The organism is Streptomyces sp. NBC_01451 (assembly GCF_036227485.1).
In the GTDB taxonomy this organism is placed as follows: domain Bacteria; phylum Actinomycetota; class Actinomycetes; order Streptomycetales; family Streptomycetaceae; genus Streptomyces.
Genome location: NZ_CP109479.1, coordinates 374285 through 390846, shown reverse-complemented (window position 1 = coordinate 390846; position 16562 = coordinate 374285). Strand labels below are relative to the sequence as shown.

Genomic DNA, 16562 nt, shown 5'->3' with positions numbered 1-16562 from the left:
GCGCGTCAAACCGGCGTCAGGAAAGGCGTCCCGCAGATCAAGGGACCGTCAGCGGCCAGGAGTTGTCCGGCATTCCGGTCGTAGCGTCGTAGCAGCCCCTGATCGGGGCGCACCCCCACGCAGCGGGCTCACCAGCCCGTCCCGAGGAGACGACGACCATGACGACCACTGTGCCCGGCATCACAACCCCTGCGGCCGGGCCGCTCGGGAGCCGGCGGACCGATGCCCGTGAGAAGGACATCATGCGTTTCCGCACGGTGTCCGGGCCCGACCTGGGCACCCGCAACGACGCCTACCTCGCCTGGCAGCTCGACCGCCAACAGGCCGACCTGTGGCCGTACTTCCGCCGCTACGACACCCGCCTGAGCACCCGGGCCACCGTCGTGTCCGACACCGGAGTGGTCACCCGTGGCCCCAACTTCGGCGGTCAGGACTACCTGTCCCTCACGGCGCACCCGGCCGTCCTCGACGCCGCGCACCAGGCCCTGCGCGACTACGGCCCGCTCACCGCGGGTTCCCCAGCCCTGGGCGGCGCCACCCCGATCAGCAAGGCACTGGAGGCCGGACTGGGCGAGGCCCTGCGCACCGACCACGTGGCGCTCTTCCCGACCGGCTGGGCGGCCGGCTTCGGCACCATCCGGTCGTTGACGCACCGCCGTGACCACGTCCTGCTCGACAGTCTGTCCCACGACTCGCTGCGCCAGGGCGCCGCCGCCGGCGGGGCGAAGGTGCGGTTCTTCCGGCACCTCGACAACGACGCCGTGCGGCGGCAACTGGCCGGGATCCGTGCGACCGACACCACCAACGCCGTCCTCGTCGTCACCGAGGGCGTGTTCTCCATGGACTCCGACACCCCGCACCTGGCCGGACTCCTCGGCATCTGCCGCGAGTACGGCGCCCAGCTGATGGTCGACGTCGCCCACGACTTCGGCGCCATGGGCGAACACGGCGGCGGTCAGCCGGAGGTGCACGGCATCCTCGGAGAGGTCGACTTCGTCGTCGGCGCCTTCTCGAAGACGTTCGCCACCACCGGCGGCTTCCTGGCCACGCCGTCCGCCTCGGCGCGGGAGTACGTGCGGATGTTCGGCGGCCCGCAGACCTTCTCCAGCGCCATCACCCCCGTACAGACCGCGGTGGCCCTGGCCGCCCTGTCCGTGGTGACCTCGCCGGAGGGCGCCCGGCGGAGGAGGGCGGTCGAGGCCGTCGCCACCCGGCTGCGCGCGGGGCTGACGGCGCGGGGCCTGGAGGTCATGGGCGACGTGGTCTGCCCGGTCGTGCCGGTCCTCATCGGCGACACGCCCACCGGCCGTACGGCTTCCGGCCTCATCGCCCGGGCCGGGCTCGTCGCGCATCTCGTCGAGCAGCCCGCGGTCGCCTCCGACGCAGCGCGCTTCCGTCTACAGGCCATGGCGGACCACAGCGACGACGACGTCGACACGGCCGTCGACATCCTCGACACGTGCATCCGCGAGGCTCGACAGGCCGACCGCTGAGGCCTACGGGTTCCTGCCCCGCCGCTGGGCGATTGCCCGGGCGGGCCGGTGCGAGGTACCGGCCCGCCTGTTCAAGGTGTCCGGCGGGGGTGCCGTCCTCGGGCGAGGCCGCTGCCGGCAGGCTCGGGTACAGGTCACTCGGCGGTCAGTTCCGCGAGCTGCTCGGCCGCGGTGACATTGCCGCGGTCGGCCAGGCGCCGCAGCTCGGCCAAGTCGTCCAGCTCGGTGGCGAGTTCGATCAGCTGGTCGGTGGCCGTGGCGTTGCCCCCGTCCGCCAGGCGCCGAAGCTCCGCGAGGTCGCCCCGCTCCGACGCGAGTTGGATGAGCTCGTCGGTCGCGTCGGCGTGGCCCGCGTCCGCGAGACGGCGCAGTTCGTTCATGTCGCCGAGTTCGGCGGCGAGTCCGGTCAGCTCCTCGACCGCACCGGGGACACCCTGCGCCGCCCGGTCCCGTAGCGAGGACAGGGCGGACTGGGCGGACTGGGTGTTCGGGCCGTGCTCGGTCATCGTGGGCGACCTCTCTGTACGGGGCTGTTCGCGAGGCGGGGACAGGTGTCCCGGGGGCGCGGGGCATTGAGGTGTGTCTCCGGCGCGTCGGCCGGACGGGCAGGCGGTCGGCGCGAACCTCGGCAGGTGCGGCCACCTCCGGGTATCGGCCCTTCGGCAGGGTGGCTGCGAGGAGGGTGAGGTCCTCCCGGAAACAGTGCGGCAGGCTCTTGGCGGAGGTCGGGGCCGAGGAGTGAGGCTGCCGATCGGGCCGAGTCCCAGCCGGGCCATGTGTTCACCGGCGGTGCGGGTGCGCACCGCCGTCCCGTGCCGAGGTTCCCGGCCGGGGTCCGGTCAGGCCGGTGACGGCGCCGCGGCCAGGGTGCCGTGCGGCTGACGCCAGACGGCTGTGCGCGGCCGGGCGGTGGTCGCCGACCGGACCCTGATGCCGCACGCGCGAACCCTGACGGAAGCCTGATGGGAGCGCCCGGGTCAGCCGGTGTGGACGCGGGGACGGCGGGCGCGGTCCGGTTCCGCCTCGCGCAGGACTTCTCGGGTGACGGGGGCGACCTCGCCCTGTCCGAAGAGGAAGAAGCGCAGGAAGTTGGCGAAGGGACCGCCCTCGGTCCACTCGAAGTAGATGTGCGGGATACGGCCCGTCTCGTCGCGGACGTGCAGGAGCAGCGCGGCGAGGGCGTTGGGGATGGACGCGGACTCCAGGGTCAGGACGCGGTAGCGGTTGTGCAGCACCTCGCCGCGCACCGTCAGGCCCGCCTCGAACTCGGAGGGGTCGGTGACCGTCACCTCGACGAAGACGAAGTCCTCCTGCTCGGGCATGTCGTTGTCGGCCCGGATCTGCTCGATCTTGTCGCGGTACTCGGCCTTGTCGCGCTGGTCGGGCTCGTTGGCGATGAGCCGGATCTTGCGGCTGGCCATGTCCCGGATGAATCGTTCCGCCATCGGGTCGAGGGTCAGGCTGGTGACGCGGAGTTCGAAGGCGCGGGCCAGCCGGGACAGCAGCGAGACCAGGATGATGCCGGCGATGAAGCAGGCGCCGATCTTGACGCCGTCGGGGCGCTCGATGACGTTCACGACGGTGACGTAGAGGAACATCGCCGAGATGACGGCGAATCCGATCGTCCAGCCGCGCTGGCCGGCCTTGCGGGCGGCGATGGTCACGGCGATCGCCGCCGAGCTGATCAGCACGAGCACGCCGGTGGCGTACGCGCCGCCCTGCTTGTCCACGTCCGCGTCGAAGATCCAGGTGACGAGGAAGGCGATGAGTGTGAAGACGATGACCATCGGGCGTACGGCCCGTGCCCAGTGCGGGGCCATGCCGTAGCGGGGCAGGTAGCGGGGCATCAGGTTGAGCAGGCCGGCCATCGCGGAGGCGCCCGCGAACCACAGGATCGCGATCGTCGACACGTCGTAGGCCGTGCCGAAGGCGTTGCCCAGGTACTCGTGGGACAGGTAGGCCAGGGCACGGCCGTTGGCCTTGCCGCCGGACTCGAACTCCTTCTCCGGGATCAGCAGGGTGGTGATGAAGCTGGTGGCGATCAGGAACACGCTCATGACGACCGCGGCGGCGGTCAGCAGCTTCTTCGTCTCCCGTATGCGGCCCTTCGGGCTCTCCTCCGTGTCGCTGTCGTCGCCCTTGACGTGCGGCATCACCGCGACGCCGGTCTCGAAACCGGACAGGCCGAGCGCGAGCTTGGGGAAGACGATCAGCGCCACGCCGACCATGACGAAGACGTTGCCGTGTTCGGCGGTCAGGGCACTGGACCAGTCGGTGATGACGTGACCCTCGGTGATGACGTGCCACAGGCCCACGGCGACCACCACGACGTTCAGCCCCAGGTAGACGGCGACCAGGGCCACCGCGACGCCGATGGCCTCCAGGAAGCCCTTGAGGAAGACCGCGCCGAGCAGGGCGACGAGGATCATGGTGATCAGCACCTGCTTGTCGTGCAGGGCGTTGGTCAGGTGCGGGTTCTCGACCAGGTGGGTCGAGGCGTCGGCGGCCGAGAGCGTGATGGTGATGAGGAAGTCGGTGGCGGCGAAGCCCAGCAGGGTCAGGACGAACAGCTTGCCCTGCCAGAAGGACAGCAGCCGTTCCAGCATCGCGATGGAGCCCTCACCGTGCGGGCTCTCCTCGGCGACACGGCGGTAGACCGGCAGGGCGCCCGCCAGGGTGACCACGACGAGCACGATGGTCGCGACGGGGGAGAGGAGACCGGCCGCGAGGGCCGCGATGCCGGGCTGGTAACCGAGGGTTGAGAAGTAGTCGACGCCGGTCAGGCACATCACCCGCCACCACCGTTGGCCCTTGTGCGCGGGCTCGGGCTGGGCGTGCGGGCCCGTGAGGCCACCGCTTCTGCCCATGTCGGACAGGCCCTGGAGCATCCACGTCCGCAGACGGCTCGGCGGCGGGTGTTCGGTGGTGGCCATCGGCGTGCTCTCCCGGTGTGCGGCTCGGCGTGGGGCATCGGCCATCACGCGGACGGCGGCACCAGCGTATGCAGAGAGTGACGTCGGGGCGGAGGTGTGGATCACAGGTCGGCGTCAAGCTTGCGTCAAGACCGGCCGTGGCAACGCCGGTGGCACCTCGGTGAACGGCTGTTGCGGTGGAGCGGCTGTGTACTGGGCCGTGTGGGGGAGTGCGGGCCTGCGGCGGCCGGTGACCGTGGCGGAGTCAGCGCCGGGCGTGGCGGATCCTCGGCCGTCCGTACTCCATGGTCCCGGAGATCCGGATCGTCGGCCCGCCGGGTCGGGAGTCGCGCCGGGGCCCGTGCCGCGTGTCCTTCCACCCGGTCCGCAGATCCTCGTAGTCGACGATCGCGTCGCGCGGCACCGTGATTCTTGCCCTGCCGGTGCCGAGCCGCAGCTCGATGTCGACCACCGGATGCTCGATCACCGCCCGGGACAGGTCCAGGCGCACACCGCCGTACGCGGACGCGACCTTGAGGAACCGGGGCACCCGCCATGAGCCGACGCGCTTGATCCGTCCGGCGGCGGTGATCGTGGCGGCGGGGTCCGCCTTCGCGGCGGGGAGTGAGGACAGGGCCGAAAGGCGTTCGCTGTCCGCCCTGGCGGTGAGCACCTGGTCGAGGCGTACGTCCAACTCCTCGTGCGCGATGTGCCCTTCGGCGTACGGCTCCCGCAGCCGCCGCACGGCCCTGTCGCGGTCGTCTTCGCTGGACGGTGACGGCGAGTTCACGGGCGAGGAGGTCACTTCCGCACTCCAGCGCCGACCCGGTGACGCGCGAGCACCGACGGAGACCCCGGAATCCGTCCGCTTCACCCGCCCGTCAAGGTTCCGTCAGGGCCGGGCCGCTGGGCGTGAGGAAGCCGCAAGGAACCGCCGGATGTAGCGGAAACGGACAGAGACTGGACGCAGCCGCGCACCTCTCAGCTCCCGTACGCGGCAGGGGTAAGAAGGAGTCCGTGTCCATGTCCGTTCTGACCACCGAGCCGAACGCCGTCCCGGCCGGCGAGGAGCCGCCTGATACCGGTGAGCGCCACCGGCTGACGGCCGTCACCGGTCTCGCCGCTCTGTCGCTGGACGCGATGGCGTCGGTGGCGTACGGTCCCGAGGCGATCGTCCTCGTCCTGGCCGCCGCCGGTGCGCACGGGCTCGGTTTCACGCTGCCGGTGACGCTGGCGATCGCCGGTCTGCTGGGGGTGCTGGTCGCCTCCTACCGCCAGGTGATCGCGGCCTTCCCGGACGGCGGCGGTTCCTACGCGGTGGCCAGGACCCACCTGGGGGCGCGTACGAGCCTGGTGGCGGCGGCCTCGCTGGTGCTGGACTACGTCCTGAACGTCGCGGTGGCCGTCACCGCCGGTGTGGCGGCCCTGACGTCGGCGTTCCCGGCCCTCTACGACGACCGGCTGTGGCTGTGCCTGGCCGTTCTCGCCCTGATCACGGCGGTCAATCTGCGCGGGATCGTGGAGTCGGCAAGGGTGTTCATCGTGCCGACGGTCGTCTTCGTCGGCTCGATCCTCGTCGTCATCGCCGTCGGGCTGTTCCGGTCCGAGCCGGTCAGTACGGTGACCGCGGCCGGTCATGCCTCGGTGGTCGCCGCCAACGCCTCGGCCGTGGGGGCGCTGCTCCTGCTGAAGGCCTTCGCCTCCGGTTGTGCCGCGCTGACGGGTGTGGAGGCACTCGCCAACGCCGTGCCTTCCTTCCGCGTCCCGCGCGTCAAGCGGGCCCAGCGGGCGGAGGTCGCCCTCGGCGCCGTCCTCGGCCTGATGCTCATCGGACTGTCGGTGCTCATCGGCCGCTTCCACCTCCAGCCGGTCGAGGGAGTCACCGTCCTCGCCCAGCTCGCGGACGCCTCCCTCGGCCACAACGGGGCCTTCTACGTCATCCAGTTCGCGACGATGATCCTGCTGGCCCTGTCGGCGAACACGTCCTTCGGCGGGCTTCCGGTGCTGCTGAAACTGCTCGCCCGGGACAACTACGCGCCGCACGTCTTCGCCCTCAAGGCCGACCGCCAGGTCCACCGGCACGGCGTCCTGGCGCTGGCCTCCGTCTCGGCCGCGCTGCTGGTGTTCTCCGGCGGCGACACCAACACCCTGGTCCCGCTCTTCGCGATCGGCGTGTTCGTCGGGTTCACGGTCGCCCAGGTGGGCATGGTCCTCCACTGGCGCCGGGAGCGGGGGAGGGGATGGCAGGCAAGGACGGCGCTCAACGGCTTCGGCGCGCTGCTCACCGGCGTCGCGACCGTCGTCGTCACGGTGGAGAAGTTCACCGAGGGCGCGTGGCTGATCGTGATCGCCCTGCCGCTGCTGGTGGCCGCCTTCGAGACCGTGCACCGCGCCTATGGCCGGATCGGCGAACGGCTCGGCCTGGGCCGTATACCCGAGGCCCCGCACCGTGAGCGCTCGCTGGTGATCGTGCCCGTCTCGTCCCTGTCCAGGCTGACGTCGGAGGCGCTCACGGCCGCCTCCTCCCTCGGCGACGAGGTCCGCGCGGTCACCGTGTGCTGTCCGGATCCCGAGGACCGGGCCGCGCTGCATGCCCTGGAACGGTCCTGGGCCCAGTGGGACCCGGGTGTGCCCCTCGTCCGGGTGACCAGCGAGCGGCGCAGTCTGGGCCGCCCGATAGCCGCCTACGTCCGTGAGGTGGCCGCCGCCGAGCCGGGCACCCGCGTCACCGTCCTGATCCCGGAGACGGAACCGGAGCGGCTGTGGCAGCGGCTGCTGCAGAACCAGCGGGGCGGAGTCGTCGCGCACGCCGTGCGGCGGGAGACGGACGCGGTGATCTGCCGGCTCCGCTTCCGGCTCCTGTGAGCCGGATCACCGACCGCCACAACGGTACTGATCGCCGCCGTAAGAGTCCCGTCAAAGCCGTGGGCGCCGCCGTAAGGGAGCCGTCAAGGTGCGGTCCGATCCGGCCAAAGAGACGCTTTCCTCTAATCGTCCCTGTTCGCAGAACCTCACTCCAGGAGTTCTCGATGGCCGATCTGGCCTTCGTCGTCACCACGATCGCGGTGTTCGCGCTGGTGGCTCTCGCCGCCAAGGGGGTGACGAAGCTGTGACCGCCGAGAACGTCGTCGGCCTCGTCGTGGCCGTCGCCCTGCTGGGCTATCTCGTCCTCGCCCTGATCTTCCCGGAGAGGTTCTGAGTCACGTCATGGGTCCCGTACTCGCCGGCGTGCTCCAGTTGCTCGCCCTCATAGGGGCACTGGCACTCGCCTACATCCCGCTCGGCAACTACATGGCCGGGGTCTACTCCTCCGACCGGCACTGGCGTGTCGAGAAGTGGATCTACAAGGGCATCGGCGCCGACCCGGACACGGAGATGCGCTGGCCCGCCTACCTGCGCGGAGTCCTCGCGTTCTCGGCCGTGAGCGTCCTGTTCCTCTACCTGCTCCAGCGGCTCCAGGGCGTCCTGCCCGGCTCGCTGGGCTTCTCCTCGATCGACCCGGACCAGGCGTTCAACACCGCCGTGTCCTTCGTGACCAACACCAACTGGCAGTCCTACTACGGCGAGCAGGCCATGGGCCACGTCGTGCAGACCGCCGGTCTGGCCGTGCAGAACTTCGTCTCCGCGGCCGTCGGCATCGCCGTCGCGGTGGCCCTCGTGCGCGGGTTCGCCCGTTCGCGTACCGGTGAGCTGGGCAACTTCTGGTCGGACCTGGTGCGTGGTGTCGTACGCATCCTGCTGCCGTTCTCCCTCGTCGTCGCGGTCGTGCTGGTCGCGTGCGGCGTGATCCAGAACTTCTCCGGCATTCACGAGGTCGGCCAGTTCATGGGCGGCTCGCAGCAGTGGAACGGGGGCGCGGTCGCCTCGCAGGAGGCCATCAAGGAGATCGGCACCAACGGCGGCGGCTACTTCAACGCCAACTCCGCGCATCCCTTCGAGAACCCGACGCCGTTCACCAACCTGCTGGAGATCTTCCTGCTGCTGGTGATCCCGTTCTCGCTGACCCGCACCTTCGGGGTCATGGTCGGCTCGGTCCGGCAGGGTTACGCGATCCTCGCGACCATGGCCACCATCTGGGTCGGCTTCGTCGCCCTGATGATGTGGAGCGAGTTCGCCCACCACGGGCCGGCGCTGCAGATCGCCGGGGGCGCGATGGAGGGCAAGGAGACCCGGTTCGGGGTCGGTGCCTCGTCCATCTTCGCGGTGTCGACGACGCTGACGTCCACGGGGGCGGTGGACTCCTTCCACTCCTCGTTCACCGGGCTCGGCGGCGGCATCACCATGCTCGGCATGATGCTGGGCGAGATCGCGCCCGGCGGCACCGGCTCCGGCCTCTACGGCATGCTGGTCATGGCGGTCATCGCGGTGTTCATCGCCGGGCTCATGGTCGGCCGTACGCCCGAGTACCTCGGCAAGAAGATCGGCACCCGTGAGATCAAGTTCGCGGCCTGCTACATCCTGATCACCCCGGCCCTGGTGCTCGTCTTCACGGCGGCGGCGATGGCGTTGCCGACGCCCGGCAACTCGATGACCAACAGCGGGGCGCACGGCTTCTCCGAGATCCTGTACGCCTACACCTCCGCGTCGAACAACAACGGCTCGGCCTTCGCCGGGCTGAACGCGGACACCCAGTGGTTCAACACCACACTGGGGCTGGCCATGCTCCTGGGCCGCTTCCTGCCGATGGTGTTCGTCCTCGCGCTGGCCGGATCGCTGGCCGAGCAGCAGCCGGTGCCGGTCACCGCGGGCACCCTGCGGACCGAGAAACCCCTGTTCACGGGTCTGCTGGTGGGCGCGATCCTCATCATCACCGGTCTGACCTACTTCCCGGCGCTGGCGCTGGGGCCGCTGGCCGAGGGGCTGGCGTCATGACCACCCGCACAGAGAAGCACGAGGACACGATGTCCACAGCCACCCCGACCCGGGCGCCGCACAGCGATGTGCCGACCGGCCACAAGGACGAAGGCAAGGTCGGCGCGGGTGTCTTCGACCCCGGGCAGTTGCTCAAGTCGCTGCCGGACGCCTGCCGCAAGCTCGACCCGCGGGTGATGGTCAAGTCGCCCGTGATGTTCGTGGTCCTCGTCGGGTCCGTGCTGACGACGGTGTTCTCCTTCAAGGACCCGGGGGACTGGTTCGGCTGGACCATCAGCGCCTGGCTCTGGCTGACCGTGATCTTCGCCAACCTGGCGGAGGCGGTCGCCGAGGGACGCGGCAAGGCCCAGGCGGACACGCTGCGCAAGGCCAAGACCGACACGATCGCGCGGCGGCTCGTCAAGGACGGCGAGGAGCAGGTGCCCGGCACCGAGCTGCGCATCGGTGACCGTGTCGTCTGCGAGGCCGGTGACATCATCCCCGGGGACGGCGACGTCGTCGAGGGTGTGGCGTCCGTCGACGAGTCGGCCATCACCGGGGAGTCGGCGCCGGTCATCCGGGAGTCGGGCGGCGACCGCTCGGCCGTGACCGGCGGGACGAAGGTGCTGTCCGACCGGATCGTCGTCAAGATCACGACGAAGCCCGGTGAGACCTTCATCGACCGCATGATCAGCCTGGTCGAGGGCGCGGCCCGGCAGAAGACGCCGAACGAGATCGCGCTGAACATCCTGCTCGCCTCGCTGACCATCGTCTTCCTGCTCGCGGTGGCCACTCTGCCGCCGCTCGCGGACTACGCGGGCACCCATCTGACGATGGTCGTGCTGGTGGCGCTGCTGGTCTGCCTCATCCCGACCACCATCGGCGCGCTGCTCTCCGCGATCGGCATCGCGGGCATGGACCGGCTGGTGCAGCGCAACGTGCTGGCCATGTCGGGCCGGGCGGTCGAGGCCGCCGGTGACGTCTCCACCCTGCTGCTGGACAAGACGGGCACCATCACGCTCGGCAACCGGCAGGCGTCGCAGTTCGTGCCGGTGGCGGGGACGACGGAGGCCGAGGTCGCGGACGCCGCCCAGCTGTCCTCGCTGGCCGACGAGACGCCCGAGGGGCGGTCCATCGTCGTGCTGGCGAAGGAGAGGTACGGGCTGCGCGAACGCCACCAGGGTGAGCTGGCCGGTGCCGAGTGGATCGCCTTCACCGCCCAGACCCGGATGTCGGGCGTGGACGTCGAGGGACGGAGGATCCGCAAGGGCGCGGCCGGTTCGGTCGTGGCCTGGGTGAAGGAGCAGGGGGGTGCGGTGTCCGAGGACGCCGGCGCGCTCACCGACCGGATCTCCGAGGCGGGCGGCACGCCGCTGCTCGTGGCCGTCGAGGACACCGCCGGAGCACGGGTGCTGGGCGTCATCCACCTCAAGGACGTCGTCAAGGAGGGCATGCGGGAGCGGTTCGACGAGCTGCGCCGCATGGGCATCAAGACCGTCATGATCACGGGCGACAACCCGCTGACCGCCAAGGCCATCGCCGAGGAGGCGGGCGTCGACGACTTCCTCGCCGAGGCCACCCCCGAGGACAAGATGGCCCTCATCAAGCGCGAGCAGGCGGGCGGCAAGCTGGTCGCGATGACGGGTGACGGGACGAACGACGCGCCCGCGCTCGCCCAGGCGGACGTCGGCGTGGCCATGAACACGGGTACGTCGGCGGCGAAGGAGGCCGGCAACATGGTCGACCTCGACTCGAACCCGACGAAGCTGATCGAGATCGTCGAGATCGGCAAGCAACTCCTCATCACCCGGGGTGCGTTGACGACGTTCTCCATCGCCAACGACGTCGCGAAGTACTTCGCGATCATCCCGGCGCTGTTCGCGGCCGTCTACCCGGGCCTGGACAGGCTCAACATCATGCACCTGTCCTCACCCGACTCCGCGATCCTCTCCGCGGTCGTCTTCAACGCGCTGATCATCATCGCGCTGGTGCCGCTCGCGCTGCGGGGTGTGCGGTACAAGCCGATGAGCGCGGACCGGATGCTCCGCCGCAACCTCGGGATCTACGGCATCGGCGGCCTGATCGCCCCCTTCATCGGCATCAAGATCATCGACCTGCTCATCTCCCTCATCCCCGGAATCGGCTGATCCCATGAACAACTCGGTTACGAACACGGCCCGGTTGCTGGGAGCGGGACTGCGCGCCCTCCTCGTGCTGACCCTGGTCACGGGTGTCGTCTATCCGCTGGTGGTCACCGGCATCGCTCAGGGGCTGTTCAACGACAAGGCGAACGGCTCGGAGATCAAGTCGGAGGGCAAGGTTGTCGGCTCGTCCCTGATCGGGCAGTCGTACAACCTGCCGTTGAAGAAGGGCGAGGAGACCCCCGCCCCCGACCTGAAGTGGTTCCAGGGCCGCCCGCAGAACGGCCTCGGCAGCAACAGCGTCAACACCCAGTACAAGCTGATCCTCTCCGGCGCGACCAACCGCTCCGGCGACAACAAGGACCTCATCGACTGGGTGACCGCCGCCAAGGCCGCCGTCGTCAAGGACAACTCGACCGTCGGCTACACGGTCAAGCCCTCCGACGTACCCGCCGACGCCGTCACGTCCTCCGGCTCCGGCCTGGACCCGGACATCTCCCCGGCCTACGCCGACCTCCAGGTCCACCGGATCGCCGAGCACAACGGCCTGTCCGTCGTCCAGGTGCAGAAGCTGGTCGACGACCACACCGACGGCCGCACCCTCGGCTTCATCGGCGAGCCGCGGGTCAACGTCCTCGAACTCAACATCGGGCTCAAGGAACTCGTGGCGAAGCAGAGCTGATGCCGTGACGCGATGATCCGTGCGGGAGTCGGCGGCCGGGAAGACGTCCTGGCTCCGCCGACTCCCGCCGCCATGACGCCGCTTGTGATGCTCCTGGCTCCCGTGATGCTTCCGGACTTCATGAACGCCCGTACGAAACGAAAGGCGTACACCCATGACCAGGGTGTTGGTGGTGGAGGACGACCCGCAACTGGTACGGGCCCTCGTGATCAATCTGCAGGCACGCCAGTACGGGGTCGACGCGGCGCCCGACGGCACCACGGCCCTCCGGCTGGCAGCCACACGTCAGCCCGACGTGGTGATGCTCGACCTGGGCCTGCCCGACATGGACGGCGTCGATGTCATCAGGGCACTGCGTGGCTGGACCCGCGTACCGATCCTGGTGCTCTCCGCCCGGCAGGCGTCGGATGAGAAGGTCGCCGCCCTCGACGCCGGCGCCGACGACTACATCACCAAGCCCTTCAGCATGGACGAACTCCTGGCCCGCCTGCGGGCAGCCGTCCGGCGCACAGAGGACGCGCCACTCGTTCCCGAGGCTTCACTGGTGGAGACCGACGAGTTCACCGTCGACCTGCTCGCCAAGAAGGTCGTACGGAGTGGCCGCGACGTGAGGCTGACCCCGACCGAATGGCACCTGCTGGAGATCCTGATCACCAACCCCGGCCGGCTGGTCAGCCAGAGGTACCTGCTCCAGGAGGTCTGGGGGGTCACGAACGGCAACAAGACCAACTACCTGCGGGTCTATATGGCCCAGCTCCGCCGGAAACTGGAGAAGGACCCCTCCCACCCCCGCTATCTGATCACCGAGCCCGGCATGGGCTACCGCTACGAGGGATGACGATGACATGGCACGCGGCAAGCTCCGGATCTACCTCGGCGCGGCACCCGGCGTCGGCAAGACCTACGCGATGCTCTCCGAGGCGCACCGACGCGTCGAGCGGGGCACCGACTGCGCGGTGGCCTTCGTGGAGCACCACCACCGGCCGCGCACCGAGGTGATGCTGCACGGCCTGGAACAGATCTCCCGTAAGGAGATCGAGTACCGGGGCGCCACCTTTACCGAGATGGACGTCGACGCGGTACTGACGCGCCGGCCGCAGGTGGCGCTGGTGGACGAGCTCGCGCACACGAACATACCTGGCTCCCGCAACGACAAGCGCTGGCAGGACGTGGAGGAACTGCTCGCGGCCGGGATCGATGTCGTCTCCACCGTCAACATCCAGCATCTGGAGTCGCTGGGCGACGTCGTCGAGTCGATCACCGGTGTACGGCAGCGGGAGACCGTGCCGGACGAGGTCGTACGGCGGGCCGACCAGATCGAGCTGGTCGACATGTCCCCGCAGGCGCTGCGCCGCCGTATGGCTCACGGCAACATCTACAAGTCGGACAAGGTCGACGCGGCTCTGTCCAACTACTTCCGGCCGGGCAACCTGACCGCTCTCCGAGAACTGGCGCTGCTGTGGGTGGCGGACCGGGTCGACGAGTACCTGACCGAGTACCGCAGTGAGCACCAGGTGTCGACGATCTGGGGGTCGCGGGAGCGGATCGTGGTGGGTCTGACCGGCGGGCCCGAAGGACGGACTCTTCTCCGCCGGGCCGCGCGCCTGGCGGAGAAGGGTGCCGGCGGTGAGGTGATGGCCGTCTACATCTCCCGCAGCGACGGCCTCACCGCCGCCTCGCCGAAGGAACTGGCCGTGCAGCGCACCCTGGTGGAGGATCTGGGCGGCACCTTCCACCATGTCGTCGGCGAAGACGTCTCGGTGGCTCTGCTGGACTTCTCCCGCGGGGTCAACGCGACCCAGATCGTGATGGGTGTCTCCCGGCGCAGGAGCTGGCAGTACGTCTTCGGCCCCGGCGTCGGCGCCACGGTGGCCCGCGAGTCCGGCCCCGACCTGGACGTCCACCTGATCACACACGACGAGGCGGGCAAGGGGCGTGGGCTCCAGGTGGCCCGGGGAGCGCGGCTCGGCCGGTCGCGGATCATCTGGGGTTGGCTCGTCGGCGTGCTCGGCCCCGCCCTGCTTACCCTCCTGCTGACCAGCGTCACTCCAAATGTGGGTCTCGCCAACGACATGCTGCTGTTCCTCACCCTGACGGTGGCGGCAGCACTCCTCGGCGGCCTCTTCCCGGCGCTGGCCTCGGCGGTCGTGGGCTCTCTGCTGCTCAACTGGTACTTCACCTCGCCCGTACACACCCTGACGATCGCCGACCCGAAGAACATCGTCGCCATCGCCATCTTCGTGGGGGTCGCCGTGTCGGTGGCGTCCGTGGTGGACCTCGCCGCCCGGCGGACCCATCAGGCAGCCAGGCTTCGCGCGGAGTCCGAGATCTTGTCCTTCCTCGCGGGCAGCGTGCTGCGTGGCGAGAACAGCCTGGAGGCGCTGCTGGAGCGGGTGCGGGAGACCTTCGGCATGGAGTCGGCGGCGCTGCTGGAGCGGACCGGCGAACTCGATCCCTGGACCTGCGCGGGCAGCGTGGGGCCCCGGCCCGCGGAGAACCCCGACAACGCGGACGTCGACGTTCCGATCGGTGACCATATCTCCCTGGCCCTGTCGGGGCGGGTCCTGCCGGCCGCCGATCGCCGGGTGCTCGCCGCGTTCGCCGCCCAGGCCGTCGTCGTCCTGGACCGGAGCCGACTCCAGCGCGAGGCCGACCAGGCCAAGGAACTGGCCGAGGGCAACCGCATCCGCACGGCTTTGCTGGCAGCCGTCAGTCATGACCTCCGTACCCCGCTGGCCGGGATCAAGGCTGCCGTCACCTCCCTGCGCTCTGAGGACGTCGACTGGTCGGAGGAGGACCAGGCGGATCTGCTGGAGGCCATAGAGGATGGCGCCGACCGCCTCGACCAACTCGTGGGCAACCTGTTGGACATGTCCCGCCTGCAGACCGGCACGGTCACCCCCATCATCCGTGAGACCGACCTCGACGAGGTGGTGCCGATGGCGCTCGGCGGAGTACCGGAGGACAGCGTCGAGCTGGACATCCCGGAGACGCTGCCCATGGTCCACGTGGACCGGGGGCTGTTGGAGCGGGCCGTCGCCAACGTCGTGGAGAACGCCGTCAAGTACAGCCCGGAGGAGGAGAAGGTCCTGGTGTCGGCGAGTGCCATCGCGGACCGGGTCGAGGTGCGTGTGGTGGACCGCGGGCCGGGCGTCCCCGACGAGGCCAAGGACCGCATCTTCGAACCCTTCCAGCGCCACGGCGACTCCCCTCGCGGTGCTGGGGTCGGCCTGGGACTGGCGGTGGCACGCGGCTTCACCGAGGCCATGGGCGGCACCCTGGCCGCCGAGGACACACCCGGCGGCGGCCTCACAATGGTGCTCAGCGTGTTGACGGCACCGGAGCGTCGGCCCGAGCAACCGGTGCAGCCGGATCTCCCGGACGCCACCACGCCTTGAAGATCGCGATACCTGATGCCGGATGCCCGTGGGCCTCAGGCACAGGGCGGCACGGTCTCGACCTCCTTCGCGACCTGGCCGGTGTCCAGCCGCAGCCTCCAGGCGTTCCGGCCGTGCGAGGCAGCCAGTTCGGCCTCCAACGGCGCTCGCGGCACGGCGAGACACCGGCCTCGGCGAGCGGTGGCCGGGCTTCGACCACCGCGAAATCGTGGCGGCGACCCTCATCCAACAACCCCGCTACGTCGATGCCGTCGATGAGCGATGGGACGAGAACGCGCACTTCATCGCGGCCGCCCGCGGCACCGTACCCCGCCTCGTCGCTGAAATCAGGCGTCTGCGCCAACAACTGGAGGTCACCAGCCCTACGAATGGTCAAGAAGCGAAATGATCCACAACTATTGACAATCGCTCGATGCCGACGGGCGCGACCTCAGAGGGCGGTACGTGAGCTGATGTCTGTTTCGGTGTCGCCGCGCTCCTGTACCAGTCCCGTACCGGCTGCCAGTGGGAATATCTGCCGCACGACCTGCCGCCGCCCGGCGCGGTGAAGTACTACTTCTATAAGTGGCGCGACGACGGCACTGACGAGGTCATCCACGACCTGCTGCGTGAGGGCCGGGGGCGATTAGCCGACCCGAGCCTGGTGGTGCTCGACACGCAGAGTCTCCATGCCGCCGCGGGAGTGCCCGCGGCCACGACCGGGCGGGACGCCTCGAAGAAGGTACCGGGCCGCAAGCGCGGGCTGGCCGTTGACGTGCTGGGCCTGGTGGTCGCTGGGCTTCTCTTGGCGGCTGTCGTGGTCGCTCTCGGGAACGTGGTGGTCGCTGTCGCCGCCTGTCGGCGCGTCCTGCTGCTGCCTGTCCGCTGACGCCGCCCGGCGGGCGCGACCGTGCCGACTGCCGACTGCCGACTGCCGACTGCCGACTGCGGGCTCAGACGCTGCGGGCTGTGTTCCCGGGGGCCGGGATGGCCGAGTTGGGGGACGACCGAGCTCGGGGACGCTGCTGTTCGCGCGCAGAGACACTCATGCGCGTCTTCTGTCTGCGTGGCGGTTGCCCATCTCATCCACAGCGTGGATAGTCCGA

The 16562-nt window shown here is 69.8% G+C and carries 12 protein-coding genes and 1 pseudogene; 10 read left to right on the top strand and 3 right to left on the bottom strand.

Annotated elements, in window-relative coordinates; genetic code table 11:
• Positions 1-158 precede the first annotated feature (158 nt).
• Positions 159-1493: an aminotransferase class I/II-fold pyridoxal phosphate-dependent enzyme gene (locus tag OG595_RS01730; protein ID WP_329267032.1), complete on the top strand. Its 1335-nt coding sequence runs from the start codon at positions 159-161 to the stop codon at positions 1491-1493.
• Positions 1494-1627: 134 nt separating this feature from the next.
• Here the strand turns inward: OG595_RS01730 and OG595_RS01725 are convergent, their stop codons facing one another.
• The 3 genes from OG595_RS01725 to OG595_RS01715 form a co-directional block, all read right to left on the bottom strand.
• Entirely contained in the window at positions 1628-1999 is a 372-nt protein-coding gene (locus OG595_RS01725; RefSeq protein WP_329267031.1) for a hypothetical protein, read from the bottom strand.
• A 471-nt stretch (positions 2000-2470) separates the two neighbouring features.
• Positions 2471-4426 (bottom strand): amino acid transporter, encoded by a 1956-nt coding sequence (locus tag OG595_RS01720; RefSeq protein WP_329267029.1) that lies wholly within the window; start codon positions 4424-4426, stop codon positions 2471-2473.
• 244 nt (positions 4427-4670) lie between these two features.
• On the bottom strand, positions 4671-5210 hold the full coding sequence (locus OG595_RS01715; RefSeq protein ID WP_329267027.1) for a DUF1707 SHOCT-like domain-containing protein: 540 nt from the start codon (positions 5208-5210) through the stop codon (positions 4671-4673).
• 218 nt (positions 5211-5428) lie between these two features.
• On the opposite strand from OG595_RS01715, the gene OG595_RS01710 reads away from it, so the two are divergent.
• The 9 genes and pseudogenes from OG595_RS01710 to OG595_RS01670 form a co-directional block, all read left to right on the top strand.
• Positions 5429-7270, top strand: a complete 1842-nt coding sequence (locus OG595_RS01710; protein ID WP_329267025.1) for an APC family permease — start codon at positions 5429-5431, stop codon at positions 7268-7270.
• Between the two features lie 244 nt (positions 7271-7514).
• Positions 7515-7604: a K(+)-transporting ATPase subunit F gene (gene kdpF, locus OG595_RS01705; protein ID WP_009326374.1), complete on the top strand. Its 90-nt coding sequence runs from the start codon at positions 7515-7517 to the stop codon at positions 7602-7604.
• A gap of 8 nt (positions 7605-7612) precedes the next feature.
• Entirely contained in the window at positions 7613-9277 is a 1665-nt protein-coding gene (kdpA, locus tag OG595_RS01700) for a potassium-transporting ATPase subunit KdpA (RefSeq protein ID WP_329267024.1), read from the top strand.
• On the top strand, positions 9274-11403 hold the full coding sequence (gene kdpB, locus OG595_RS01695) for a potassium-transporting ATPase subunit KdpB (protein WP_329267022.1): 2130 nt from the start codon (positions 9274-9276) through the stop codon (positions 11401-11403). The genes kdpA and kdpB overlap by 4 nt, the downstream gene beginning before the upstream one ends.
• A gap of 4 nt (positions 11404-11407) precedes the next feature.
• Positions 11408-12079, top strand: a complete 672-nt coding sequence (locus OG595_RS01690; RefSeq protein ID WP_329267020.1) for a potassium-transporting ATPase subunit C — start codon at positions 11408-11410, stop codon at positions 12077-12079.
• Positions 12080-12233: 154 nt separating this feature from the next.
• The gene (locus OG595_RS01685) at positions 12234-12917 is read left to right on the top strand and encodes a response regulator (protein WP_329267018.1); all 684 of its coding nucleotides are present in this window, start codon (positions 12234-12236) and stop codon (positions 12915-12917) included.
• A gap of 7 nt (positions 12918-12924) precedes the next feature.
• Entirely contained in the window at positions 12925-15477 is a 2553-nt protein-coding gene (locus OG595_RS01680; protein WP_329267016.1) for a sensor histidine kinase KdpD, read from the top strand.
• A gap of 208 nt (positions 15478-15685) precedes the next feature.
• A complete protein-coding gene (locus OG595_RS01675) occupies positions 15686-15865 on the top strand; it encodes a hypothetical protein (protein WP_329267014.1) in 180 nt (59 codons plus the stop codon).
• A 78-nt stretch (positions 15866-15943) separates the two neighbouring features.
• Positions 15944-16270, top strand: a pseudogene (locus OG595_RS01670) (transposase); the annotation flags it as partial.
• Between the last annotated feature and the right edge of the window lie 292 nt (positions 16271-16562).